Source organism: Thiohalobacter thiocyanaticus, from assembly GCF_003932505.1.
Classification (GTDB): domain Bacteria; phylum Pseudomonadota; class Gammaproteobacteria; order Thiohalobacterales; family Thiohalobacteraceae; genus Thiohalobacter; species Thiohalobacter thiocyanaticus.
In genome coordinates this window covers 1242043-1266106 of the sequence record NZ_QZMU01000001.1, presented here as the reverse complement: position 1 = coordinate 1266106, position 24064 = coordinate 1242043, and the positions used below count along the sequence as shown (strand labels likewise).

The following is a 24064-nucleotide window of genomic DNA, read 5'->3' as shown; positions in this document are numbered from 1 at the left end:
CGCCGGCCGTACAAGGATCCGCATGCATTCGAAGTCATTACGCCTGCTCTGTCTGTTGCCCTGGCTGCTGCTGAGCGCCGGTATCGCCGCGGCCGAGTCGCGGTTGACCCGGGTGGCTGTCGACCGGGTGGAGACTGCGCCCATTGTCGAGGCCGTGCCCCTGACCGGCACCCTGACCTCGCCGCGGGTGGCGCAGGTCTCGACCTCGGTCGGCGGTCTGGTGGAGGCGATCAACGTCGATGTCGGCGACCGGGTCGAGGCCGGCGATCCGCTGGTGCGGCTGGATCGCGAGCTGGAACGCCTGTCGCTGGCCGCGTCGCGTGCCGCCACCCGCCAGGCCCGGGCCGAACTGGCCGACGTGCGCCGCCGGCTGGAGGAGGCGCGGCAGCTGCGTGCCCGCCAGTCCTTTCCCGAGACCGAGGTGCGTTCGCTCGAGGCGCAGGTCGAGGTTCAGCAGGCAGCGGTGGAACGCCTGGCCGCCGAGGAGCAGCGCCGGGAAGCCCGGCTGCGCCGGCATGTGCTCAATGCCCCTTTCAACGGCGTGATCAACCGCAAGCTGACCGAGGCGGGCGAGTGGGTCGAGCCCGGCATGGCCGTGGTCGAGCTGATCGCCGTCGAGGGCCTGCGGCTGGATTTCCGGGTGCCGCAGCGCCACTTCCCGCGCATCGATGAGCAGACCCGGCTGGAGGTCGAGCTGGAGGCCGTGCCGGGTCGGCGGTTCGAGGCGCGGATCGGCGCTGTGGTGCCGGTCAATGATCCCGGTGCCCGGACCTTCCTGCTGCGGGCCTATCTGGATGATCCCGAACTCAGGCTGACGCCGGGCATGTCCGCCCACGCCGAGCTGCAGCTCGGCACCGGCCGGCGTGGTCTGGTGGTGCCGCGCGACGCCCTGCTGCGCTACCCGGACGGCCGGGTCGGCGTCTGGGTGGTTGAGGGTGCGGGCGAGGACGGTACCGCGACAGTGAACGAACATCAGGTGGAGATCGGCCTGGCCTTCGATGGCCGGGTCGAGATCCGTTCGGGCCTGGAGGCCGGCATGCAGGTGGTGACCGCCGGCAACGAATCCTTGCAGCCGGGCCAGCGCGTGCGCCTGGCCGACAGCGACTGAGCCCGATGTTCGAGGCCATCGTCAAACGCGGTACCCTGATGACGGTGGTGGTGCTGATCATCTCGGTGCTGGGGGTGGTCGCCGCCCTGCGCATCCCGGTGCAGATGATCCCCGACCTGGAGGTGCGCACCGTCACCGTGGTCACCACCTGGCCGGGCGCGACGCCGCAGGATGTGGAAAAGGAGATCCTGATCGAGCAGGAGGAGTACCTGCGTACCATTCCCTCCCTGAGTGAGATCACCGCCGAGGCCTCCTTCGGCCGCGCCCGCGTCGAGCTGGAGTTTCCCTTCGGCGTCGATCTCAATGAGACCCTGATCCGGGTCAACAACGCGCTCAGCCAGGTGCCCGAGTACCCGCTCAATGTGGACGAGCCGCGCATATACGCCACCTCCTTCTCCTCCAATTCCTTCATGTATTTCCGGGTCGCGCCCCTGCCGGGTAATCCGCGCGGCCTGGATATGGACCTGGTAAAGGACTTTCTCGAGGACCATGTGCGCACCCGCATGGAGAGCGTGCCCGGGGTGTCCGAGGTGCGGGTGGGCGGCGGCGCCGAGCGCCAGGTGCAGATCCTGCTCGACCCGGCCCGCCTGGCCCAGCACCGCCTGACCCTGGCGGATGTGCGCGCGGCGGTGCAGACACGCAACCGCGACGTCTCCGGCGGCGAGGTCGAATCCGGCAAGCGCCGCTACCTGCTGCGCACCATCGGCCGCTTCGACGACCTGGACGACCTGCGCGCCCTGGTACTCGAGCGCCGCGGCGACTCCGTCATCCGGCTGGGCGACGTGGCCGAACTCAGGCTGGATCACTCGGAATTGAGCGAGTTGTCCTTCACCGACGGCAAGCCGGTGATCGGTCTGTCGGTGCGGCGCCAGACCGGCTCCAACGTCATCGACATCAAGCGGGCGATGATGCGGGAGGTGGAGGCCATCAACGCCCAGGTGCTCAATCCCCGCGGCATGTTCATGCGCCTGATCGCCGACGACGTCGGCTATGTCGAGGCCTCGGTGTTCAATGTCTGGAAGAACCTGGCCATCGGCGCGGTGCTGGCCAGTCTCATCATGTTCCTGTTCCTGCGCTCGGGCCGGGCCACTCTGGTCGGGGTGATGGGTATTCCTATCTGCACCATCGCCGCCTTCATCGGGCTGCTTCTCACCGGCCGCACAGTCAATGTCATATCCCTGGCCGGCGTGGCCTTCGCCATCGGCATGACCCTGGACAACACCATCGTGGTGCTGGAGTCCATCGAGCTGGCGCGCCGGCGCGGGCTGGAGCGCTTCCGGGCCGCGGTGGAGGGGGTGCGCCAGGTGTGGCCGGCGGTGCTGGCCTCGACCCTGACCACGGTGCTGGTGTTCGTGCCCATCGTGTTCATCCGCGAGGAGGCCGGGCAGCTGTACTCGGACATTGCCATCGCCGTGTCGGCTTCCATCCTGGTGTCCATGCTGGTGGCCATCACGGTTGTGCCCACCGCCTCGGCACGGCTGCGGTTCCGCTCCGATGCCCTCGGCGGCGCGGCCGCGGACGGCGGCCTGCGCCGCCGGGTGCTGGCCGGCATCAACGCCCTGATCGACAGCCGGCCGCGCCGCCTCGGCGTGATCGCCGGCGTGGCCGCGGCCAGCCTGGCGGCCATCGTCTGGCTCACCCCGCCGGCCGAGTACCTGCCCGAGGGCGAGGAGCCCAAGGTGTTCGCTTCCATGCATGCCCCGCCCGGGTACAACCTGCAGACCATGGCGGCCATCGGCCGCGAACTGGAGGCTTATCTGCTCCCCTACCTCGAACACGCGCCCGAGCAGTTCGAGCGCGGTGAAACCGAGGTGCCGGCCTTTGCCTACATCAATATGGGCATCGAGCCGCAGCGCATCCGCATCATCGCCCAGCCCAAGGATCCGGCGCACATCGAGCCGCTGATGGACGCCATTGTGCGCAAGTACGAGGAATACCCGGGCATGCGCGCCTTCGCCACCCGCGGTTCCATCATCACCAGCAACGACGGCGGCACCCGCAGTGTGAACCTGGACATCTCCGGTCCCGACCTGGCCGCCATTTATGAAGTGGCCACGGCCGCCTACCGCCGGGCCGAGGAGGTCTTCGACCGGCCGCGCATCCAGGCCAACCCGCCGACCCTGTCGCTGTCGCAGCCGCTGGTGGAGATCCGCCCCGACTGGGACCGGGTCGCCGAGGTGGGCATGGAGGCCGGCGACGTGGGCTTCACGGTCGCGGCCCTGACCGACGGCGCCTTCGTCGACGAGTTCTTCCTGGACGACGACAAGATCGATATCTATCTCTACAGTGAGGTCGGTACCGGCGCCGATCTGGACCGGCTCTCGCAGCTGCCCATCCATACCCCCAGCGGGGCGCAGGTGCCGCTGGCCTCGCTCGCCCGGATCGAGGAGACGGTCGACACCAGCACCATCCGTCGCCTCGACGGCCGGCGCACGGTGACGCTGAACATCATCCCTCCAAGCGGCGTGGCGCTGGAGACCGGCGTGGGCATCGTGCGCGATGAAGTGGTCGGGCATATGCGCCAGAGCGGGGCGATCCCCGCCAGCGTCGGCGTGGACATCTCCGGGGCCAGCGATCAGTTGCAGGCCACGCGCGAGGCCCTGTTCGGCAATTATGTCGTGGCCCTGGCCATCATCTACCTGCTGCTGGTGGCCATCTTCACCCACTGGGGCTATCCGCTGCTGATCATGCTCACCATCCCGCTGGGCGTGGCCGGCGGAATTATCGGGCTGTGGCTGTTCAACGCCGCGGGTGCGCTGGCCGAATGGGCCGGCCTGGGCGGTTTCCATCAACCCTTCGACATGATCACCATGCTGGGCTTCCTGATCCTGATGGGCACGGTGGTCAACAACCCCATCCTGATCGTGCACCAGGCCATGACCAATGTTCGCGACGCAGGGATGGCGGCGCAGGCGGCGGTGCGCCATGCGGTCGAGACCCGGCTGCGGCCGATCGCCATGTCCACCCTCACCACCCTGGGCGGCCTGGCGCCGCTGGTGCTGCTGCCGGGCGAGGGCACCGAGCTGTACCGCGGGGTGGGGTTGATCGTGCTGTTCGGGCTGCTGGGCACGGCCCTGGTGACCCTGACCTTCCTGCCGGCGCTGACGGTCACGGTGCTGGGCAGGCATCGCCCAGCCGGCTGAATGGGGTGAGGAACAAATAGCGCTTAGTACAACCCCGTCATTCCCGCGAAGGCGGGGATCCAACGTTCATTAATTCTGCCGACTCTGGATTCCCGCCTTCGCGGGAATGACGGATGGACTGCAGGTGAGTAGGTCGGGTTGGCGCAGCGTAACCCGACACAGTGGTGGCCTACGTCGGGTTACGCCCTGCGGGCTAACCCGACCTACGCAGCTGGGGCGGCGGCGGGCGTCACGTTGAATCCGATCAGGCACCGGTCGGACCGATCCATTCGTTCTTGACGCCGCGCAATTCCCCGCCGCGAGGCCGCGTGGCATCATCCTGACGATGACTTCCTCTACCGATGCGCAGCCGGTGTTCACTGCCCTGGGTCTGACCAAGACCTACCGCATGGGCGAGGTCGAGGTGCAGGCGCTGCGCGGTATCGATCTGGAGCTGTATGCCGGGGAGCTGATCGTGCTGCTGGGTCCGTCGGGCAGCGGCAAGTCCACCCTGCTCAACATCCTCGGCGGACTGGACGTGCCGACCCGCGGCCGGGTGAGTTACCTGGATCACGAACTCAGCGGGGCGGACGAGTCCGAGCTGACCCGGTTCCGGCGCGAGCATGTCGGGTTCGTGTTCCAGTTCTACAACCTGATCCCCAGCCTGACCGCGCGTGAGAACGTCGCGGCCGTGACCGAGATCGCCACCGCGCCCATGACCCCGGAGGCGGCGCTGGAGCTGGTGGGCCTGGGCAACCGGCTGGATCACTTCCCCGCCCAGCTCTCCGGCGGCGAGCAGCAGCGGGTGGCGATCGCCCGGGCCGTGGCCAAGAACCCGGCGGTGCTGCTGTGTGACGAGCCGACCGGTGCGCTGGATTCGACCACCGGGGTGCGGGTGCTGGAGGTGCTGGAGCAGGTCAACCGCGAACTGGGCACCCTGACGGTACTGATCACCCACAACGCCGGCATCGCCGCTATGGCCGACCGGGTGATCCGGCTCTCCGACGGCAGCATTGCCGAGATCCGGAGCAACAGTGACAAGACCCCGGCCCGGGAGCTGTCCTGGTGAGGGCGCCGGGTTGAGGGCGCTGAACCGCAAGCTGCTGCGCGACCTGTGGCACCTGCGCGGTCAGGTGCTGGCCATCGTGGCAGTGATCATGGGCGGGGTGGCCACCCTGGTGATGTCGCTGTCGACCTATGATTCGCTGGTCGAGACGCGCGAGCGCTTCTATGCCGAGTACCGCTTCGCCGAGGTGTTCGCGTACCTGGAGCGCGCTCCCGAGCCGGTGGCCGACCGCCTGCGCGCCATCCGCGGCGTGGAGCGGCTGGAGACGCGGGTGGTGGCCGGCGCCCGGCTGGAGGTGGCCGGCTTCGACGATCCCATCACTGGCCGCATCCTGTCACTGCCGGATGTCGGCGAGGCCGGGCTCAACCGACTGCACATGAAGCGCGGCCGGCGGGTCGCCCCCTACAGCAGCGACGAGGTGGTGCTGTCGGATACCTTCGCCGAGGCCCACGGCCTGGGCCCGGGCGACCGGGTCGCGGCCATCATCAGCGGCAAGCGCCGCAGCCTGGAAGTGGTCGGCGTGGCGGTCTCGCCCGAGTACATCTATCAGATCGCGCCCGGCGCCATGTTCCCCGACTTCAAGCGCTACGGTGTGCTGTGGATGGGCCGCACCGCCCTGGCCGCGGCCCACGACATGGACGGCGCCTTCAACAACCTCACTCTGACCCTGGCGCGCGGCGCGCGCGAACAGGAGGTCATCGACCGCCTGGATCAGCAGCTGGCGCGCTTCGGGGGTACCGGCGCCTACGGTCGCGCCGACCAGTTCTCCAACCGTTTCCTGTCCGAGGAACTCAAGCAGCTCCAGACCACGGCGACCATCTTCCCGACCATTTTTCTCGGTGTGGCCGCCTTCATGCTCAATGTGGTCATCAGCCGCCTGATCGCCCTGCAACGCGAACAGGTGGCCATCCTCAAGGCCTTCGGTTACTCGCACCTGGCCATCGGCTGGCACTTCGTCAAGCTGGTGCTGGTGGTGGTCGTCCTGGGCGTGCTCGCCGGATCGGCGCTGGGCGCCTGGTTCGGCCAGGGCCTGGCCGGGGTGTATCAGGAGACCACTTTCCGCTTCCCCTACCTGCACTACCGGCTCAATCCGCAGGTGGTGCTGATCGCCCTGATGGTCAGCGCCCTGGCCGCGGTGAGCGGCAGCCTGTTCTCCGTCGCCCGTGCCGCGCGCCTGGCGCCGGCCACCGGTATGCAGGCGGAGATGCCGACGGCCTATCGGGCCACCCTGCTGGAACGCCTGGGCCTGCAACGCTGGTTCAGCGCGCCCACCCGCATGATCCTGCGCCACATCGAACGCCGGCCGCTCAAATCGCTGCTCACGGTATTCGGCATCGCCTGCGCCGGCGGCCTGATGATGGTGGGCAACTACCAGAAGGATGCCATCGATTTCATGGTCGACGTGCAGTTCCGCCAGGCCGCGCGCGAGGACCTGGCGGTGACCTTCATCGACCCCACCTCCGGGCGCGCCCTGCACGAACTGCGTGCCCTGCCCGGCGTGGATCACGTGGAGGGCTTTCGCGACGTGCCGGTGATACTGCGCCACCGCAACCATGAATACCGCTCCAGTGTCTATGGCATCGAGCCGGCCGGTGTGCTGCACCGTTCGCTGGATCGCAGCCTGGCGCCGGTGCGGGTGCCGCCGGAAGGTATTGTGCTGACCGATCATCTGGCTAACAACATATTGCACATACAGCCCGGGGAGCTGTTGACGGTGGAGATGCTGGAGGGCCGGCGCCAGGTGCTTCAGGTGCCGGTGCTGGGCATCACCCGGCAGTTCCTGGGCGTCTCGGCCTACATGCAGCGCGATGCGCTGAATCGACTGCTGCACGAGGGCAACGTCGTCTCCGGTGCCTATCTGGCGATCGAGCCCGGTCGGGAGGAGGCCGTTTATGCGGCCCTGCACGAACGGCCGCGGGTGCTGAGCATGGTGGCCAATGCCGCTGCCATTCAGAGTTTCTACGCCACCATCGGTGAGTTCGTGCTCTTCTATAACCTGGTGGCGACCCTGCTGGCCGGCTCGATCGGCTTCGGCGTGGTCTACAACAGCGCCCGCATCGCCCTGTCGGAACGGGGACGGGAACTGGCCAGCCTGCGGGTGCTGGGCTTCACCCGCGGTGAGATCGCCTACATCCTGCTCGGCGAGCTGGCACTGCTGGCGCTGGCGGCCGTGCCGGTCGGCATGCTGGTCGGGGTCGGCCTGGTCGCCATCCTGGTGCAGGCCTTCGAGAGTGACCTGTACCGGCTGCCCCTGATACTCACTTCCGCCAACCTGGCCCTGGGGGCGACGCTGATCGTGGTCGCGACCCTGTTCTCGGGACTGTTCATCTGGAGGCGGCTGGGGCGGCTGGATCTGGTTGCTGTGCTCAAGACCCGCGAATAGCGCCACGTGTAGAATGGACCTCATTATGAAGTTGAACGCCCGACTCGGAATCCTGCTGCTCGGCCTGGTGCTGGCTGCGGCACTGGTATGGGGTTTCATGCCGCGGCCGGTGCCGGTGGAGCCGGCCGGCGTCACGCGCGGCCCCCTGACCGTGACGGTGGAGGAGGAGGGCCGCACCCGGGTCCGTGAACGCTATCTGATCAGTGCGCCGGTGAGCGGCTACCTGCGCCGGATCACGCTCGAGCCGGGCGATGCGGTGGCGGCGGATCAGCCGCTGGCCGTGATCGAACCGCGCCGGGCCGATGCCCTGGATCCGCGCAGCCGCGCCCGGGCCGAGGCCGGGGTGAAGGGTACCGAGGCGGCGCTGGCCGCCGCCCGCGAGGAACAGCGCAGCGCCGCTGCCCAGGCCGCACTGGCGGACCAGGCGCTGGAGCGGGCCAGGCGCCTGCACCGCGCCGGCGACCTGTCCGACGATGCCCTGGACCGGGCCGAGGCCGAGGCGGTGCGCAGCCGGGCCCTGAACGCAGCCGCGCAGCACAGCGTGGAGGTGGCGCGGTTCGAACTGGAGACGGCCCGGGCCGCCCTGGCCAGTTATGACGCCGCGCCGACGGGGGAGAGTTTCACCCTGACGGCCCCGATCGACGGCCGGGTCCTGAAACGCCTGCGCGAGAGTGCCGGCCCGGTGCAGGCCGGTGAGCCCCTGCTGGAACTCGGCGATCCGGCCCGGCTCGAGGTGGTGGTGGAACTGCTCTCCACTCAGGCGGTGCAGATTGCGCCCGGCACCCGGGTAAGCCTCGAACGCTGGGGCGGGGAAACCGATCTGGAAGGCGTGGTACGGGTGGTGGAGCCGGCCGGTTTCACCAAGATCTCGGCCCTGGGCGTGGAAGAGCAGCGGGTGCTGGTGATCATCGATTTCCGTTCACCGTCCGAGCAGTGGCAGCGACTGGGCGATGCCTACCGGGTGGAGGCGCGCTTCCGGGTCTGGGAAGGCGAGGATGTGCTGCAGATTCCCGCCAGCGCCCTGTTCCGCCACAACGGCGGCTGGGGTGTGTTCCGCATCGCCTCGGGCCGCGCGCAGCTGACCCCGGTCGAAGTCGGCCAGCGCGCCGGCCTGACCGCGCAGATCCTGTCCGGGCTGGAGCCCGGCGAGCAGGTGATCAGCCATCCCGACGATCAGATCAGCGACGGGGTGCGGGTGACTTACTAAGGAACCTCTGATTAATTCAAACATTCCTGTCATTGCGAGCGTAGCGAAGCAATCTCATAAAGCAGAATCAGTCGGTTAAAGATTGCCGCGTCGCTGCGCTCCTCGCAATGACGAATTAATCAGAGGTTCCCTAAGTGCCAGTAACGTTGGGCTTCGCTTTGTTCAGTCCAACCTGCCGGATCTGCAGACTCCATTCGCTATTCTACCCGCCACCTGTTATAGTGCCCGCACCCTGCGACGAACAGGCAGGGCTGAGTTCGTTTCCAACCTCCCTCCGTGCTTGTCACTGGTTTCCGGGTTTGCAACGAATCCTCCGCGTCCGGGCCTCAAGGCCACCGGCGCAACCGGAACCAGTCGATTATCCGTCATGTAATCCTGCGCATCCGCGCGGTTCTGTTATGAAAATCATGAATCTGCCAGTGACGGGCGGATGAGGTGTTGTATTGTGTCGTTTGACTCCCTGAATCTGAATTCCGAACTGCTGCGCGCCATCGAGGCCTGCGGCTTCACCGAACCCACCGACATCCAGCGCGAAGCCGTGCCGGTGGCGCTGGCCGGCCGCGACCTGATGGCCTCGGCCCAGACCGGTACCGGCAAGACGGCCGCCTTCGTGCTGCCGGTGCTGCAGCGCCTGGCCACGCCGGCCACGACCCGTGGCCACGGTCCGCGCGTGCTGGTGCTGACCCCGACCCGCGAACTGGCCGGCCAGGTGGAGGCCAATATCCGCGAACTCGGCCGTTTCAGCCGTGTCGTCTCCGGCAGCGTGGTCGGCGGCGTACCCTATCCGCCGCAGATGCGCCTGCTGGGCAAGCCGCTGGACCTGCTGGTTGCAACGCCGGGCCGACTGATGGACCACATGGAACGCGGCCGGGTGGATTTCTCCCGTCTGGAAGTACTGATCCTGGACGAGGCCGACCGCATGCTGGACATGGGCTTTGTCGATGCGGTCAACCAGATCGCCGCGGCCACCCCGGCCAGCCGCCAGACCCTGCTGTTCTCCGCCACCCTGGAAGGCCGCATCCTGGATATCGCCAGGCGGCTGCTCAAGGACCCGGCGCGTATCGCCCTGTCCACCAACACCGAGCGTCACGCCTCGATCGAGCAGCAGGCGCACCAGGCCGATGACATCGGCCACAAGCACAAACTGCTCACGCACCTGCTCAGTGACCAGTCGCTGTCGCAGGCGGTGATCTTTACCGCCACCAAGCGCGGCGCGGACAAGCTGGCCACCAAACTCCAGGACCAGGGTCATCAGAGCGCGGCCCTGCACGGCGACATGAACCAGGGCAAGCGCAAGCGCACCGTGGATCAGATGCGCCGCGGCAAGGTGCGGGTGCTGGTGGCTACCGATGTGGCCGCGCGTGGCCTGGACATCCGGGGCATCAGCCATGTGATCAACTTCGACCTGCCCATGGTGGCCGAGGACTATATCCACCGCATCGGCCGCACCGGCCGCGGCGGGGCCACCGGCACGGCCATTTCGCTGATCGGTCCCGACGACCGGCGCAACCTGGCCGGCATCGAGCGCCTGCTGGGCGAGCGGCTGCCGCGCATCGTGGTGCCCGGACTGGAACCGCAGAAGCCGGCGCCGCGCGGCGATGATCGCCGCCCCGCCGGCAAGCGCAAGTTCAAGGGCAAGGGCAACAGCGGTGTCCGGCGCGCGGGTGATAGCGCGCCGCGGCCTGCCGTGCGACACAAGCGTCGGCCCGCCGCCCGGGCCTGAACCCGGTGAGCCTCTCCGTGCCGGTCAACCGGTACGGATGAACGTAGGATGGGTGGAGGCGCCTGGCGCCGAAACCCATTGGCCCGCGGCTGCGGCATGATGGGTTAGGCTACGCTTCATCCTTCCAGCGTCCAATCGGCCCGCGTTTACCGCGGGCCGTTTTTTTTTGCTTCATGCACAGTCCCCTCCCTCTCCCTGCGCCCGTCAACGGGTACAGGATTCCCGTATCCCGGGCCCGTTCCTGCCGCCGCCGGCGAACATTTTTCCCGGTTCTATCGACGGTTATCCCCTCAGCGCCGAAGATTTATAGATTTATATCTATCCATTCCAAATGAAAGATTGATTGGAATGATGAATAGACCGGGACCTATGCTTCGCCATGTCCCGAGGATCAGTTTGCGTACCATCAAATTCCGTAATCGAAGCAGGAGAAGATCATGTCAGTTAAAGCCTATGACGCGGGTGTAAAAGAATACCGCGACATGTACTGGACGCCGGACTATGTGCCGCTGGATACGGACCTCCTGGCCTGTTTCAAGTGCACCGGCCAGCCGGGCGTGCCGCGCGAAGAGGTGGCCGCCGCCGTGGCCGCTGAATCCTCCACGGGTACCTGGAGTACCGTGTGGTCCGAGCTTCTGACCGACCTGGAATACTACAAGGGCCGCGCCTACCGCATCGAGGACGTGCCCGGTGACTCCGAGTCCTTCTACGCCTTCATCGCCTACCCGATCGACCTGTTCGAGGAAGGCTCCATCACCAACGTGCTGACCTCGCTGGTGGGCAACGTGTTCGGCTTCAAGGCGCTCAAGCACCTGCGCCTGGAAGATATCCGCTTCCCCATCGCCTACATCAAGACCTGCATGGGTCCGCCCAACGGCATCCAGGTCGAGCGCGACAAGTTCAACAAGTACGGCCGTCCGCTGCTCGGCGCGACCATCAAGCCCAAGCTGGGTCTGTCGGCCAAGAACTACGGCCGTGCCGTGTACGAATGTCTGCGCGGCGGTCTGGACCTGACCAAGGACGATGAGAATGTAAACTCCCAGCCCTTCATGCGCTGGCGTGACCGCTTCGAGTTCGTGGGCGAGGCGATCCAGAAGGCCCAGCAGGAAACCGGCGAGCGCAAGGGCCATTACATGAATGTCACCGCCCCGGATCCGGAGCAGATGTACGAACGCGCCGAATTCGCCAAGGAAGTGGGCTGTCCGATCATCATGCACGACTTCCTCACCGGTGGCTTCACCGCCAACACCGGCCTGGCCAAGTGGTGCCGCCGCAACGGCATGCTGCTGCACATCCACCGCGCCATGCACGCCGTTATCGATCGTCATCCCAAACACGGCATTCACTTCCGTGTGCTGGCCAAGTGCCTGCGTCTGTCCGGTGGCGATCAGCTCCATACCGGTACCGTGGTGGGCAAGCTGGAAGGCGACCGCGCCTCCACCCTGGGCTTCGTCGATCAGCTGCGTGAATCCTTCGTGCCGGAAGACCGTGCCCGCGGCGTCTTCTTCGATCAGGACTGGGGCTCCATGCCCGGCGTGTTCGCCGTGGCTTCCGGTGGTATCCACGTCTGGCACATGCCGGCGCTGGTCACCATCTTCGGCGACGACTCCTGCCTGCAGTTCGGCGGCGGTACCCAGGGCCATCCGTGGGGCAACGCGGCCGGTGCCGCGGCCAACCGCGTGGCGCTGGAAGCCTGCGTCAAGGCCCGCAACCAGGGCCGCGAGCTGGAGAAGGAATCGCGCGACATCCTGACCGAGGCGGCCAGGAACAGCCCCGAGCTGGCCATCGCGATGGAGACCTGGAAGGAAATCAAGTTCGAGTTCGAGACCGTGGACAAGCTGGACGTGGGCTGAAGCCCCGTCCTGACCCGACTCGCAACCGACTACAAGCTACGAGGAATCAATCATGGCAAACATGTATGAAATGGGTGATTTTCAGACGGCCGAAACCCTGGAAACCTTCGGCTTTCTGCCGCCGCTGACCCCGGACGAGATCCAGGACCAGATCGCTTACATCATCGCCCAGGGCTGGACCCCGGCCATCGAGCACGAGCACCCGTCCAAGTCCACCAACGACTACTGGACCATGTGGAAGCTGCCCTTCTTCGGCGAGACCAGCCTGGAGAACGTGCTGCGTGAACTGGAGGCCTGCCACCGTTCCTATCCGGACCACCACGTCCGCCTGCTCGGCTACGACAACTACACCCAGAGCCAGGGCTCGGCCTTTGTGGTGTTCGAGGGCCGCGGCTGAGCGGCCGGGCAACGAGGCTGAACGCGTAACAAGCGACGACGCAACGGGGTTCCAACATGGCACAGACTGCAAACAGCTCCAGCAACAGCGCCCGCGAGGCGTCCCGCGCCCGGCGCCGGGCGATGTCCCAGGCCGGCAAGGCGGGCCTGCCGCAGGGCGGCAAGCCGCGGGGCGGCGCATTGCCGCAGACGGCGACTTCCGGCGGGACCGGGGCAGCCCCGGCTGCCTCCGCGCCACGCGCGAATGCCGCCGGTGCGGCGGCCGCGGGCAGTGCCCGGGAGGCTTCGAGAGACCGGCGCCGGGCGTTGTCCAGCCAGGGCAAGGCCGCGCTCAAGAGCGGCGACCGCACCCGGAGTGAGCCGGCGCCCGCTACGGCGGGAGAGGCCGCGCCGGCGAAGCCCGAGGGCAGTTGCGGCTGTGGCTGCAAGGACAAGTCGCGTGAGTCGCAGAACCCCAACGTTGAATCCGGGTCGTCACAGGCGCACGACAGCCTCGTCACCACCCGCAGCGATTCCGGTCGCAACCGGGTGCGGCGCAAGCCGGGCAAGGCCCAGACCAGTACCGCCCGCGCGGCCTCGCTGGCCCGGCGCCAGGCCATGTCCAGCCGCGGCAAGGCCGGACTGAGCAGTAACGGCATGACCGCCGCCCAGACCGCGCGCGCGGCCAATCCCCAGCTCTCCAGCCGGGAACTGGCCAGGACCCTGCGCGAGCAGCGCAGCCGTAACGGCGGGGCCGGGCAGAAGAAGTCCGAGCCCTGCGGGCGCAAACGCAGCAGCAGCGAATCCGCCAAGGTCGGCCCGTCCCGGGATGCGCCCTGGAAGGTGGGTGCGGGCGAGACCAGCCACGGCCAGACCGTGACCGGCACCATGGTGGGGCGCAGCCACCGCACCACCGGCGACGAGCCCAGCACCTGCCGCAACGTCACCGGTACCGAATACATGGGCGCGGATATCTTCCGCGACTTCTGCCAGACCGATGCCCCGCGTTCCTTCCTGCGGGTGGGCTCGAGCAGCACCGCGCGCGGCAGCCAAGTGACCGGCAGCCGGGTCGGGCGCGGCGAGCGGGTCACCGGTGACGAACCCGGTACCTGCAAGCGCGTCACCGGCACTGAATATGTCAGTGCCGATCAGTCCCAGGCCTGGTGTGCCAGCCTGGCCGAGCCCGGCCCGGCCAAGGTGAATCGGGCCGAGACCCGCAAGGGCCGTTCCGTGACCGGCGGCAATGTCGGGCGTTCGTCCCGGGTGACCGGCAACGAGGTCGGGGCCGACCGGGAACTGACCGGAACCCAGTACATGCAGCGCGGCAACGGTGCGCATCCCGACAAGGTCGGGCACACCGAGACCCTGCGCGGCGGCGGTGTGACCGGCACCCTGGTCGGGCGCAGCGAGCGCGTGACCGGCGACGAGCCCGGCACCTGCAAGATCATCACCGGCGACGACTACATCGGCCGCGAGCAGTACCAGGGCTTCTGCGGCAGCGCGCCGGCGCCGCAGGATGCCAAGGTGGGCGTGTCCCAGACCCTGAAGGGCCTGGGCGTGAGCGGCAGCATGACCGGCCGTTCCGGGCGCGTGACCGGCGACGAGCCCGGCACCTGCAAGGCCATCACCGGCACGCCCTATGCCGGCGCCGAGCAGTACCGCAGCTACTGCGAGCCGGAGCAGGCGCAGGAAGCACAGCTGCGCACCCGGCCCCTGCGCTCCACCCCGGGCATGATCATGACCGGCCAGCAGCCGGGCATCGACGGCAAGCTCACCGGAGCCGGGAAGGGCGCCTGCGAGACCATCAGCGGCACCCCCTATGTGGGCGCCGACCAGTACGCCGCGGCCTGTCCCGCTACCCCGGCCGAGCCGGGCGCGCCGGACTTCCCGCAGCCGCTGGGCGCGGACGTGCCCTGGGGCCGGTTCAGTGTGCAGCAGCCCTCGCAGGTCGAGCAGACCGCCGCGCATGGCGGCGGCGTGAGCGGTACCCGCTATGAACAGAGCCAGCGCATCACCGGGCCCTTCGGCATGGCCGGTGGCAAGGTTACCGGGACCGAGGAGGCGCGCTTCGGCGCGCCCCGCCAGCCGGCCGAGGCCGCGGCCGTGCCGCCGGCGGCCGCAGAGGTCGGCGGCCGGGTCAAGCCGCGCATCAGCGGCGAGGGTATGGATGCCGGTGTGAACATCACCGGCGACGACTGGGACCGCGGCGACCGGGTCACCGGCACCGAGGGGATGTCCGCCACGCGCCGCAATCCGACCCAGCGCAGCAGCCGAGTCAGCGTGATGAGCACGCCCGAACCCAAGCGCAACGAAGGGATGCCCGAGCCCGTAAGCCGGGTGACCGGCGGCAGCGGCAACACCGACAAGGGCTCGCTGGTGACCTATTCCGGCGGTGCTCGCGGCTGAACCAGGACAGTAACGGAGACTGATCAGGCATGTTGAACCGTACTCACAACCCGCATTCGGCGCGCGTGGCCCAGGTGCCCGCCGCTCCCCGGCGCCGGCCGGGGGCGCGGGGCGTGAGCCCGGCCGCACCGATTGCGGCGCGGGTCGGCAGCGGTGTGCACGCCCTGGTCCGCGGTGACGACAATGCCCGGTTGTTCGACTACGAGCAGCGCGTCCGGAGTGCCTTCGACGCCATCGTACCGGCGCTCAAGCGCATCTCGGCGCTGCAGCATGAGGAGGACTTCGAGACCCGCGCCCAGCGCGTGGCGCGCGAGCGGCTCGGCTTCGAACTGCCGGGCTGGATCCTGGCCGATGCCTGGGTGGAGCAGCTCGACCTGCGCCGGCTCTACGCCTGGTGCGTGTTCGAGACCTACCTGCGGTTCTCGGACGATTTCTTCAGCGCCGATCCGCTGGGTTCGGCGGAGGAGGCGGAGTTCCAGGCCTTCCTGCAGGACTGCGGCTTCCACATTCTGGACATCTCGCCCTGCGCCGACGGCCGGCTGGCCCACGTGATCCGCTACGTGCTGCGCCTGCCTTACCGCATGGTGCGGCGCAAATCCTACGCCGGTGCGTTGTTCGATATCGAGGACAGCCTGGCCAAGTGGGGCGAGACCGAGCTGCTGCGCTTCCGTGAGGGTACGCCTAACACGGCCGATGCGCCGACCCGGTATCTCAAGGCGGTGGTGTATCACTACAGTTCCAGCGCGCCGGACACCGAGGGCTGCGCCGCCCACGGATCGGATGCGGTGCGTGCCGCCGAGGCCGGGTGCGAACGCCTGCTGGCCTTCCAGCAGGCGGTGGAGAACAGCTACTGCTGCGGGGCGTCCATCGACCTGCTGCTGATCGGTCTGGATACAGATACCGATGCCATCCGGCTGCACCTGCCGGACGGCGCCGGCGGCATCGAGCCCGGAACCTGGGTGGACGCCGCCCAGCTGTATGACGAGACCCGCGGCCTGCCCGCAGTTGAGGCCGCCGAGCGTATCGACGCCCGGCTGCGCGAGGCCGCCCCGGAGGCGCCGGCCGGCATGCTGCGGCTGCTGGCGCGGCTGCTGGAGAACAATCTGTCGCAGATCGAGTACGTGCAGCGCCATCACGGCGGGCGCTATCCGGACATCGGCCATGCCGAGCGCTTCATCGGCGCCGGCAAGGGCTTCGAGGAGGTGCAGCTGCGCAACCTCACCTATTTCGCCTATCTCGACACGGTCGAGGAGGCCGCCCCCGATCTGGACGTGGGGGTGAAGATTTTCAGCCGGCTCAATGTCGGCCACGGCCTGCCCATCCCGGTGGTGGTGCGCTTCGACTACCACGGCCAGGTGCCGGGTGCGCGCGAGCGGGCGGTGGCGCACTGTCGGCGGGTGGCCGGGGCGCTGGCGGCGCGTTACCCCGAGCTGGCCGGGCGCGGCCTGCTGCACAGCCTGCAGCTGGTGCGCGACATCGATGCCGGCGGGGTCGGCGGCCGGGTCGAGGTGCTGGATTGCAGCGTGCGGGAACCGGCTCAGGAGGCGCACTGAATGAAGATCTGTCAGGTGGAACGTCCGCTGGTGGCGACCAACCGCATCCCCGGGCTGGAGCACAGGCACCTGCAGGTGGTGCGCGACGGCAGCGCCTTGCAGGTGGCGGTGGATGCGGTCGGCTGTATCCCCGGCGACTGGGTGATCTGCGTGGGCAGCTCGGCGGCGCGCGAGGCCGCCGGCAGCAAGGAATACCCGAGCGATCTGACCATCGTCGGCATCATCGACCGTTGGCCGCCGGAGTCGGATCAGGCAACGGAACAGGATCAGGGCTGATGGAGATCTTCCAGGTCGAGGCGCCCCTGGTTTGCACCCGACGCGTGGACGGACTCAAGCAGATCAGTCTGCGGGTGCTGCGCAGCGCGGCCGGCAAGCGCCAGGTGGCGGTCGACCCGGTCGGTGCCCGCACCGGCAACTGGGTGTTCACGGTCAGCGGATCGGCGGCCCGTTACGCGGCAGGGGATTTCGGTGTGCTCACCGACCTGACCATCGGCGGCATCATCGATCACTGGGAACAGGCATCGGACCAACCGAGCCGGAAATGAAGTTGAATGGCACGATTTGAAGCAACGACGAGCGAGCAGGAGAGACAGAGATGGCAAATGACAATTACGGCATCGCACTGGGCATGATCGAAACCCGCGGGCTGGTGCCCGCCATCGAGGCGGCGGACGCCATGACCAAGGCTTCCGAGGTCCGGCTGATCGGCCGCGACTTCGTCGGCGGCGGCTATGTCACCATACTGGTGCGCGGTGAGACCGGTGCGGTCAACGCGGCCGTACGTGCCGGCGCCGATGCCTGCGAGCGCGTGGGCGACGGTCTGGTTGCGGCGCACATCATTGCACGTCCGCACCGCGAGGTGGAGCCGGTACTGGGCTCGCCCAAGACCAACTGATTTTTGATCAATCCTTACAACGGAGACACGAAGATGGCAACTGAGAACTACGGTATTGCTCTGGGCATGATCGAAACCCGCGGGCTGGTGCCCGCCATCGAGGCGGCGGATGCCATGACCAAGGCGGCGGAAGTCCGGCTGATCGGCCGTGAGTTCGTCGGCGGCGGCTATGTCACCGTGCTGGTACGCGGCGAGACCGGCGCGGTCAACGCAGCGGTGCGTGCCGGTGCCGATGCCTGCGAACGCGTGGGCGACGGTCTGGTCGCGGCACACATCATTGCCCGTCCGCACCGCGAGGTGGAACCGGTGCTGCCGACCGGCGGTGACAAGTCCGCGGCAGCGGCCTGAGCCATCTCTGACCCAACGTCATTGCGAGCGTAAGCGTGGCAATCTCATGCCGCAGCCGCAATCTGTCAGAGATTGCCGCGGCGCTGCGCGCCTCGCAATGACGAAGGGAAAGGATCGGCAAGGGTGATTTGATCCGTCATTATCGTTTATTGAACAGGAGATCCCAGCCATGGCCAACGATACCTATGGTATTGCGCTCGGCATGATTGAAACCCGCGGCCTGGTGCCCGCCATCGAAGCGGCGGACGCCATGACCAAGGCGGCAGAGGTGCGCCTGATCGGGCGCGAGTTCGTGGGCGGCGGCTATGTCACCGTGCTGGTGCGCGGCGAGACCGGCGCGGTCAATGCGGCGGTGCGTGCCGGTGCCGATGCCTGCGAGCGCGTGGGTGACGGCCTGGTCGCGGCACACATCATTGCCCGTCCCCACCGCGAGGTGGAGCCGGTGCTGGATGAGGTCGCCGGCACGGCTGGCAACCGCCCGCCGCGCAGTTGAGTAAGGGCGGGGCAGAGGGATCCCTGGTGACGGAGGCATGACCATGGTCAATGCCGGTGCCGATCAGCGTGTCCTCGGTTATCTCGGTCGGGCCCTGAGTCTCGAGCTCAGCGCGGTCCAGCTCTACAGCACCCAGGCCCGCCTGACCGCGACCTGGGGCCTGACCGAGGCGGCCGATCGTCTGAGTCGCGAGGCCCGCGAGGAGATGGGGCACGTGGAGCGCATCATCGCGCGCATGCTTGCCCTGGGGGCTGCCCCCAATGCCTCGCAGCTGCGGCCGGTGCGACTGGGCTCCAGCCTGGAGGCGCTGCTGCAGGAGGACCAGGCCTTCGAGCAGGAACTGGTGCGACTCTATACCGAGGCCGCCAGCCACTGTGCCCGACAGGGGGATCATGACAGCCGTCTGTTCTTCGCTACCCTCCTGGAGGAAGAAAGCGAACATGCACGCGAGCTGGCCGGCTGGATCGAGGAACTCAAGCGACCCGCTTAACAGAGGAAATGCGTTATGAATTCCGAATGGCAGGAACGCAATCGTCCCCACCGCCTCGAACGGCGTTACCAGTTTCCGGATTACTCATCCCTGCGCGATTTTCTGGATCGCGCAGCTGACCTCTCCGAACGCGAGGGGCTGTACCCCGACATGGGCTTCGGTCGTGATTACGTCAATATCACGATCCATGCCGAGGAGGGGGCCGAGGCGCTGAACGATACCCAGCGTCGTTTCGCCGCACAGCTCGACGAGCTGCGCGGTACCGAATCCTCCAACTGAGGCGGCGGTCTCAGGCATGGCCGTGATCGCGCTGGTCGGCAACAAGGGCGGTGCCGGCAAGACCACGCTGACCATCAATCTGGCAACGGGGCTGGCGCAGCGGACGGCCGAACCCACGATCATCCTGGATGCCGATCCTCAGGGTTCTTCGCTGCAGTGGCGCGCCTTCGCCGAAAGCCGGACCGCACCCGATGTGATCGCCGCGGCGGCCGATCTGGAGCGTCTGTATGCGCGTCGACGGCGGGACTACCGGCATATCGTCATCGACTGTCCGCCGTCGGTGCATGCACCGCAGACACTGGCCGCCCTGAGCCTGTGCGATGTCGCCCTGATCCCCGTACAGCCATCGCCCCTGGATTTGTGGGCTACGGTGCACATCGAACGCGCCGTCACCCAGGCGCGGGAAACGAATCCCGGGCTGCGCGCCTGGCTGGTGATCAACCAGCTCGAGCCGCGTACAAAGCTGTCACGCCTGATCCGTCAGGCCCTGGACGAGCTGGACCTGCCCGCCGCGCAAACGCCCATCCGCCGGCGTGCCGCCTACCGCGCCAGCGTGCTGGAAGGCCGTACCGTGCTGGATCTGGGGCGGCGCGGTGCCGACGCCGCCGAGGAGATCAACAACCTGATCAGCGAGGTGATCGCATCATGAGTGAAGCAGACAAGACCGGAGATAAACTCGTTGCCTCCATGCGCAAGACCAAGGCCGGCGCGGCCCAGGCCGCGGGTACGCAACAGAAATCCAGAACCGCTTCCCGCGGCAGCAAGCCGGCGGCGGCCAGGAAGACGCCGGCACGCAAAACCGGAGCGCCGCCCCGGGCAGAGGTGGAAGCGGATCCCTACCAGAGCGGCCGTCGCATCTGGCCGGACTGAAACCCATATACAGAAATCGATCAATAGCGTTTGTATTATCGATTTGTACTTAAGTGGTGTCCGCCGGATACTCGAACCGGATGTGGGTTGAATATAAAAAGCCCACTTAATGCTAGGTTTCCGGGATGCGCGCGACATAGGCGGTCTGTAACGGGTTCAGACAGTCCGCCCGCCGGGTTTGTGCGGTTTCACTCCCGGTCGCCGCGAGGCGAACGCTACTGGAGTCAGAGTGAATATGCCCGCTTTTTTCCAAGCGCTGTTTCCGTTCCTGCGCTGGTTTCCGCTGAGCCGGGCCAAGCTGCGGGCGGATCTGCTGGCAGGCGTCACGGTGGCACTGGTGCTGGTGCCCCAGAGTATGGCCTATGCCCAGCTGGCCGGCCTGCCGGTGGTCTACGGGCTGTACGCCTCCTTCGTGCCGGTGATCGTGGCCTCCCTGTGGGGGTCTTCCAGCCAGCTGCACACCGGGCCGGTGGCGATGCTGTCGCTGATGTCGGCCGCCGCGCTGATCCCCTTCGCCACTCCGGGCAGCGATCAGTTCATTGCCCTGTCCGTCATGCTGGCGCTGATGGTCGGCGTGCTGCGCCTGGCCCTGGGCGTGTTCCGGCTGGGTGCGATCGTCAATCTGCTCTCCACCCCGGTGATCGTCGGTTTCACCAATGCCGCGGCGCTCATCATCGGGCTGTCGCAGCTGAGCAAGGTGATCGGGGTGCCGTTTCCGCGTACCGATTCCTATCTGCTCGATCTATGGCGGGTGGTCATACAGGTGCCGCAGCTGCACTGGGCAACGCTTGCCTTCGCGCTGGGCGCCTGGCTGATCATCGCCGGCCTGCGCCGGGTCGCGCCGGCGCTGCCGGGCGTGCTGATCGCGGTGGTGCTGGCGACCCTGGTCAGCGCCCTGAGCGGGTTCGAAAGCCGCACCGAAGTGGCCGCCGAGCAGATCCGGCATGCGCCGCTGCGCACGACCATCCAGGAATTCGATGCGGATCGTACCCGCATCGACAGCCTCACCACCGAGATCGCCGCCAACAGCCGCCGGGCCGAACGGCTGGAGGAACGCGGCGGGGCGGAGGCGGTCCGGGAGGCGGCCGCCCTGCGCGCCACCAACGCGGTGCTGGAGCATGAGCTGAAGCGGCTCAAGGCGGACAACACCCTGCGCCAGATGGAGATGCATGCGACACCACTGCGGGCTGTGCCCGGGCCGGAGGGCGGCCTGGGCTTCCATGCCGCTGACAGCCTGGCCGAGGAGGCCGATTACGCGCCCGGTCTGTGGCGTTTCAGCGGTGTGGACAACGGCACCATCCTGCTGTCGGCCGGCGGTGCCGTGGTGGGCGACATCCCCCAGGGCCTGCCCAGCTTCGAGACACCGGAAATCGAATGGACTCTGGTGCCGGCGCTGCTGCCGGCGGCCCTGGTCATGGCCCTGATCGGCTTCATGGAAGCGACCTCGATTTCGCGGGCGATCGCCACCACCACCGGTGAGCGCGTGGATACCAGCAAGGAACTGGTCGGCCAGGGCCTGGCCAACATCGCCGGCAGTTTCTTCGGCTCCTATACCGTGAGCGGCTCTTTCTCGCGTTCGGCGGTGGCGGCCCGCACCGGGGCGCAGACAGGCGTGTTCGCCATCATCAGCGCCCTGGCCGTGGTGCTGGTACTGCTGTTCTTCACCACCTACCTGTACCACCTGCCGCAGGCGGTGCTGGCCGTGATCGTGATGCTGGCCGTGTTCGGGCTGATCCGGATCCAGCCCCTGGTCCAGGCCTGGAAGGTCGACCGGGTCGGGGCGGTGATCGGGATCATCACCTTCGCCGCCACCCTGCTGATGGCACCGGACATCGCCAACGGTATCCTGCTTGGGGTGGCGCTGACCGTGCTGCATTACCTGATCCGCACCATGCGGCCGCGCGCCGAGATCGTCAGCCGCAAGGCCGACGGCACCCTCGGCGGGATCGAGGCCCATCGGCTGAAGCCTCTGAGCGAGGACTTCGTGCCGGTGCGCTTCGACGGCTCGCTGACCTTCATCAACGTGGCCTATTTCGAGGACATCATCCTGGAGGCGCATCGGGAGTTTCCCCGGGCCTGCGCCGTACTGGTGGTGGGCAGCGGCATCAACGAGATCGACGCCTCCGGCGAGGACCGCATCCACGAGGTGGCGCGCCGGCTGCGCGAGCTCGGGGTCGGCCTGTGTTTCAGCGGCCTCAAGCACCAGGTCATGCAGGCGCTGGAGAAGAGCGGGCTGGTGGATGAGCTGGGCCGGGAGGCCTTCTTCCCGGACAAGGAGACGGCCCTGGAGGTTCTGGAGGCCCGCTGTGCCGGGGCGGCGGCGCGGGCCGAGCCCGATTCCCGGCCGGGGCGCGGCGTGGGCCATACGGCCGTGGTCGGCTGAACGGTGGATATTGCTTTGCACGCAGAAGCTGTACACTGGAGGACATGAGCGAGATGCCGAGCGCACACGATCGAGACTATACACCGCCGTCGGCGATGCCGGATTATCTGATCCGGCATGCGACCCTTCGCCAGTTGCAGGTGTTCGAGGCCATCGTCCGGCTGGGCAGCTTCACCCGGGCCGCCGAGGAGCTGTTTCTGACCCAGCCCACGGTATCCATGCAGATCAAGAAGTTGACCGATGCGATGGGACTGACCCTGTTCGAGCACGTCGGGCGCAATGTGCGGCCGACCGAGGCCGGCCATGTGCTGTATGAGGCCTGCCGGCGCATGTTCGATACCCTGTCCAACCTGGAAATGCAGATGGCCGACCTCAAGGGCATGCGCCGCGGCCGGCTGCGACTGGGTGTGATCACCACGGCCAAGTACCTGGCACCGGAGATCCTGGGCGAGTTCAGTCGGCTGTATCCGGGCGTGGACGTCGCGCTCAAGGTGACCAACCGTGACCGCATCATCGAGCGCATGCTGGCCAACGAGGACGATCTCTACATCATGGGCCAGGCGCCCTCGGACGAGCTCGAGGTCGAGGCCTACCCCTTCGCGCCCAATCCCCTGATGGTGATGGCGCCGCGCGACCACCCCCTGGTGGGCAAGAAGAAGATCCCGCTGTCACGCCTGATCGAGGAGCCCTTCATCCTGCGCGAGCCGGGCTCGGGCATCCGCGATGCCATGCTGCGCATCTTCGACGCCAACGGGCCGCGCCCCCGGGTGCGCATGGAACTGGGCAGCAACGAGGCCATCAAGCACGCCATTGTCGGCGGGCTGGGCCTGTCGGTGCTGTCACTGCACACCCTGACCCTGGAGGGTACGGACGGCCCGGTGGCCATCCTCGACGTGGAAGGCTTTCCCATCATGCGCCAGTGGTATCTGGTCTACCCCAAGGGCAAGGAGCTGTCGCTGGTGGCCCGTACCTTCCTGGATTTTGCCAAGGAGATCGAGCCGGAGCTGCGCAAGCAGGTCGAATCCATGTGGCCGGGCCTGCGCCAGCATGTGCAGAAAAAGGATGCCAAGGGCGGTGGCGGCAAGAAGACCGCGCGCCGGAAGAAATCCGCCTGAGCTGGAGCCTGCTGACAGGCCCTGGTCAGACCCTGGTCTTGCAGGAATTGATCCCGAGCAGCGCATAGCCGGGGCACCAGCCGACCACCCCGGTGACCAGCGGCAGTACGCCGATCCAGCCCCAGACGCCGATGGTGCCCGCCAGGGTCAGGCCGATCAGCGCCAGTCCCACGATGATGCGGATGCCCCGGTCCAGACTGCCTTCGTTGATCTTCATGCTGACGTCTCCTGTGATTGCCTGTTCCCTCATGCCAAGCATGGCACAGAATCCGGCGCCGGTCAGGTCGCCGGGGGCGACATTTTCTGACAGCCGTGTGCGTTCGCCCGGCGACGACCTGACCCGGCGGCTGATCGATGCAGGCCGTTGTGTGCCGGACAGCCGTTGAGTCCGGACG

The 24064-nt window shown here is 67.5% G+C and carries 22 protein-coding genes; 21 read left to right on the top strand and 1 reads right to left on the bottom strand.

Features of this window, described 5'->3' with window-relative positions:
• Positions 1-22 precede the first annotated feature (22 nt).
• The 21 genes from D6C00_RS05980 (at position 23) to D6C00_RS05880 (ending at position 23669) form a co-directional block, all read left to right on the top strand.
• Positions 23-1108: an efflux RND transporter periplasmic adaptor subunit gene (locus tag D6C00_RS05980; RefSeq protein ID WP_158675318.1), complete on the top strand. Its 1086-nt coding sequence runs from the start codon at positions 23-25 to the stop codon at positions 1106-1108.
• 5 nt (positions 1109-1113) lie between these two features.
• Positions 1114-4251 (top strand): efflux RND transporter permease subunit, encoded by a 3138-nt coding sequence (locus D6C00_RS05975; RefSeq protein WP_125180878.1) that lies wholly within the window; start codon positions 1114-1116, stop codon positions 4249-4251.
• A 325-nt stretch (positions 4252-4576) separates the two neighbouring features.
• On the top strand, positions 4577-5299 hold the full coding sequence (locus tag D6C00_RS05970; protein ID WP_125180877.1) for an ABC transporter ATP-binding protein: 723 nt from the start codon (positions 4577-4579) through the stop codon (positions 5297-5299).
• 10 nt (positions 5300-5309) lie between these two features.
• Positions 5310-7679 (top strand): ABC transporter permease, encoded by a 2370-nt coding sequence (locus D6C00_RS05965; RefSeq protein WP_125180876.1) that lies wholly within the window; start codon positions 5310-5312, stop codon positions 7677-7679.
• Positions 7680-7704: 25 nt separating this feature from the next.
• Complete coding sequence (locus tag D6C00_RS05960) at positions 7705-8886, top strand: efflux RND transporter periplasmic adaptor subunit (RefSeq protein ID WP_125180875.1); 1182 nt, start codon at positions 7705-7707, stop codon at positions 8884-8886.
• A gap of 445 nt (positions 8887-9331) precedes the next feature.
• A complete protein-coding gene (locus D6C00_RS05955) occupies positions 9332-10609 on the top strand; it encodes a DEAD/DEAH box helicase (protein WP_125180874.1) in 1278 nt (425 codons plus the stop codon).
• Positions 10610-11046: 437 nt separating this feature from the next.
• The gene (locus D6C00_RS05950; RefSeq protein ID WP_125180873.1) at positions 11047-12462 is read left to right on the top strand and encodes a form I ribulose bisphosphate carboxylase large subunit; all 1416 of its coding nucleotides are present in this window, start codon (positions 11047-11049) and stop codon (positions 12460-12462) included.
• Between the two features lie 52 nt (positions 12463-12514).
• Positions 12515-12859: a ribulose bisphosphate carboxylase small subunit gene (locus tag D6C00_RS05945; protein ID WP_125180872.1), complete on the top strand. Its 345-nt coding sequence runs from the start codon at positions 12515-12517 to the stop codon at positions 12857-12859.
• A gap of 56 nt (positions 12860-12915) precedes the next feature.
• The gene (locus tag D6C00_RS05940; protein WP_241546806.1) at positions 12916-15243 is read left to right on the top strand and encodes a CsoS2 family carboxysome shell protein; all 2328 of its coding nucleotides are present in this window, start codon (positions 12916-12918) and stop codon (positions 15241-15243) included.
• 29 nt (positions 15244-15272) lie between these two features.
• Positions 15273-16796, top strand: coding sequence for a carboxysome shell carbonic anhydrase (locus D6C00_RS05935; RefSeq protein ID WP_125180871.1), 1524 nt, complete (start codon positions 15273-15275; stop codon positions 16794-16796).
• Positions 16797-17072 carry a carboxysome peptide A gene (locus D6C00_RS05930; protein ID WP_125180870.1) on the top strand — a complete coding sequence of 92 codons (276 nt, stop codon included), beginning with the start codon at positions 16797-16799 and terminating at the stop codon, positions 17070-17072. It begins immediately after the preceding gene.
• Entirely contained in the window at positions 17072-17341 is a 270-nt protein-coding gene (locus D6C00_RS05925; RefSeq protein WP_125180869.1) for a carboxysome peptide B, read from the top strand. Before D6C00_RS05930 ends, D6C00_RS05925 begins: the two co-directional genes overlap by 1 nt.
• A gap of 50 nt (positions 17342-17391) precedes the next feature.
• Positions 17392-17691: a BMC domain-containing protein gene (locus D6C00_RS05920; RefSeq protein ID WP_125180868.1), complete on the top strand. Its 300-nt coding sequence runs from the start codon at positions 17392-17394 to the stop codon at positions 17689-17691.
• Positions 17692-17724: 33 nt separating this feature from the next.
• Entirely contained in the window at positions 17725-18039 is a 315-nt protein-coding gene (locus D6C00_RS05915; protein WP_125180867.1) for a BMC domain-containing protein, read from the top strand.
• A 169-nt stretch (positions 18040-18208) separates the two neighbouring features.
• Complete coding sequence (locus D6C00_RS05910; RefSeq protein ID WP_125180866.1) at positions 18209-18532, top strand: BMC domain-containing protein; 324 nt, start codon at positions 18209-18211, stop codon at positions 18530-18532.
• A gap of 43 nt (positions 18533-18575) precedes the next feature.
• Positions 18576-19022, top strand: coding sequence for a ferritin-like domain-containing protein (locus tag D6C00_RS05905; protein ID WP_125182386.1), 447 nt, complete (start codon positions 18576-18578; stop codon positions 19020-19022).
• A 15-nt stretch (positions 19023-19037) separates the two neighbouring features.
• The gene (locus D6C00_RS05900; RefSeq protein WP_125180865.1) at positions 19038-19301 is read left to right on the top strand and encodes a 4a-hydroxytetrahydrobiopterin dehydratase; all 264 of its coding nucleotides are present in this window, start codon (positions 19038-19040) and stop codon (positions 19299-19301) included.
• Positions 19302-19317: 16 nt separating this feature from the next.
• Positions 19318-19950, top strand: a complete 633-nt coding sequence (parA, locus tag D6C00_RS05895; protein ID WP_125180864.1) for a ParA family partition ATPase — start codon at positions 19318-19320, stop codon at positions 19948-19950.
• Positions 19947-20171 carry a hypothetical protein gene (locus D6C00_RS05890; RefSeq protein WP_125180863.1) on the top strand — a complete coding sequence of 75 codons (225 nt, stop codon included), beginning with the start codon at positions 19947-19949 and terminating at the stop codon, positions 20169-20171. Before parA ends, D6C00_RS05890 begins: the two co-directional genes overlap by 4 nt.
• Positions 20172-20406: 235 nt before the next feature.
• Positions 20407-22554, top strand: coding sequence for a SulP family inorganic anion transporter (locus tag D6C00_RS05885; RefSeq protein WP_125180862.1), 2148 nt, complete (start codon positions 20407-20409; stop codon positions 22552-22554).
• Between the two features lie 53 nt (positions 22555-22607).
• Positions 22608-23669 carry a LysR family transcriptional regulator gene (locus tag D6C00_RS05880; protein WP_125180861.1) on the top strand — a complete coding sequence of 354 codons (1062 nt, stop codon included), beginning with the start codon at positions 22608-22610 and terminating at the stop codon, positions 23667-23669.
• A 25-nt stretch (positions 23670-23694) separates the two neighbouring features.
• On the opposite strand, the gene D6C00_RS05875 is transcribed toward D6C00_RS05880, so the two are convergent.
• Positions 23695-23886: a YgaP family membrane protein gene (locus D6C00_RS05875; protein WP_125180860.1), complete on the bottom strand. Its 192-nt coding sequence runs from the start codon at positions 23884-23886 to the stop codon at positions 23695-23697.
• Positions 23887-24064 lie beyond the last annotated feature (178 nt).

What these genes read in the sequence shown, in the direction of transcription:
- D6C00_RS05980 (WP_158675318.1), top strand. Translation starts at nt 23, where the DNA reads ATGCATTCGAAGTCATTACGCCTGCTCTGTCTGTTGCCCTGGCTGCTG.
- D6C00_RS05975 (WP_125180878.1), top strand. Translation starts at nt 1,114, where the DNA reads ATGTTCGAGGCCATCGTCAAACGCGGTACCCTGATGACGGTGGTGGTG.
- D6C00_RS05970 (WP_125180877.1), top strand. Translation starts at nt 4,577, where the DNA reads ATGACTTCCTCTACCGATGCGCAGCCGGTGTTCACTGCCCTGGGTCTG.
- D6C00_RS05960 (WP_125180875.1), top strand. Translation starts at nt 7,705, where the DNA reads ATGAAGTTGAACGCCCGACTCGGAATCCTGCTGCTCGGCCTGGTGCTG.
- D6C00_RS05950 (WP_125180873.1), top strand. Translation starts at nt 11,047, where the DNA reads ATGTCAGTTAAAGCCTATGACGCGGGTGTAAAAGAATACCGCGACATG.
- D6C00_RS05945 (WP_125180872.1), top strand. Translation starts at nt 12,515, where the DNA reads ATGGCAAACATGTATGAAATGGGTGATTTTCAGACGGCCGAAACCCTG.
- D6C00_RS05940 (WP_241546806.1), top strand. Translation starts at nt 12,916, where the DNA reads ATGGCACAGACTGCAAACAGCTCCAGCAACAGCGCCCGCGAGGCGTCC.
- D6C00_RS05935 (WP_125180871.1), top strand. Translation starts at nt 15,273, where the DNA reads ATGTTGAACCGTACTCACAACCCGCATTCGGCGCGCGTGGCCCAGGTG.
- D6C00_RS05930 (WP_125180870.1), top strand. Translation starts at nt 16,797, where the DNA reads ATGAAGATCTGTCAGGTGGAACGTCCGCTGGTGGCGACCAACCGCATC.
- D6C00_RS05925 (WP_125180869.1), top strand. Translation starts at nt 17,072, where the DNA reads ATGGAGATCTTCCAGGTCGAGGCGCCCCTGGTTTGCACCCGACGCGTG.
- D6C00_RS05920 (WP_125180868.1), top strand. Translation starts at nt 17,392, where the DNA reads ATGGCAAATGACAATTACGGCATCGCACTGGGCATGATCGAAACCCGC.
- D6C00_RS05915 (WP_125180867.1), top strand. Translation starts at nt 17,725, where the DNA reads ATGGCAACTGAGAACTACGGTATTGCTCTGGGCATGATCGAAACCCGC.
- D6C00_RS05910 (WP_125180866.1), top strand. Translation starts at nt 18,209, where the DNA reads ATGGCCAACGATACCTATGGTATTGCGCTCGGCATGATTGAAACCCGC.
- D6C00_RS05905 (WP_125182386.1), top strand. Translation starts at nt 18,576, where the DNA reads ATGGTCAATGCCGGTGCCGATCAGCGTGTCCTCGGTTATCTCGGTCGG.
- D6C00_RS05900 (WP_125180865.1), top strand. Translation starts at nt 19,038, where the DNA reads ATGAATTCCGAATGGCAGGAACGCAATCGTCCCCACCGCCTCGAACGG.
- parA (WP_125180864.1), top strand. Translation starts at nt 19,318, where the DNA reads ATGGCCGTGATCGCGCTGGTCGGCAACAAGGGCGGTGCCGGCAAGACC.
- D6C00_RS05890 (WP_125180863.1), top strand. Translation starts at nt 19,947, where the DNA reads ATGAGTGAAGCAGACAAGACCGGAGATAAACTCGTTGCCTCCATGCGC.
- D6C00_RS05885 (WP_125180862.1), top strand. Translation starts at nt 20,407, where the DNA reads ATGCCCGCTTTTTTCCAAGCGCTGTTTCCGTTCCTGCGCTGGTTTCCG.
- D6C00_RS05880 (WP_125180861.1), top strand. Translation starts at nt 22,608, where the DNA reads ATGCCGAGCGCACACGATCGAGACTATACACCGCCGTCGGCGATGCCG.
- D6C00_RS05875 (WP_125180860.1), bottom strand. Translation starts at nt 23,886, where the DNA reads ATGAAGATCAACGAAGGCAGTCTGGACCGGGGCATCCGCATCATCGTG.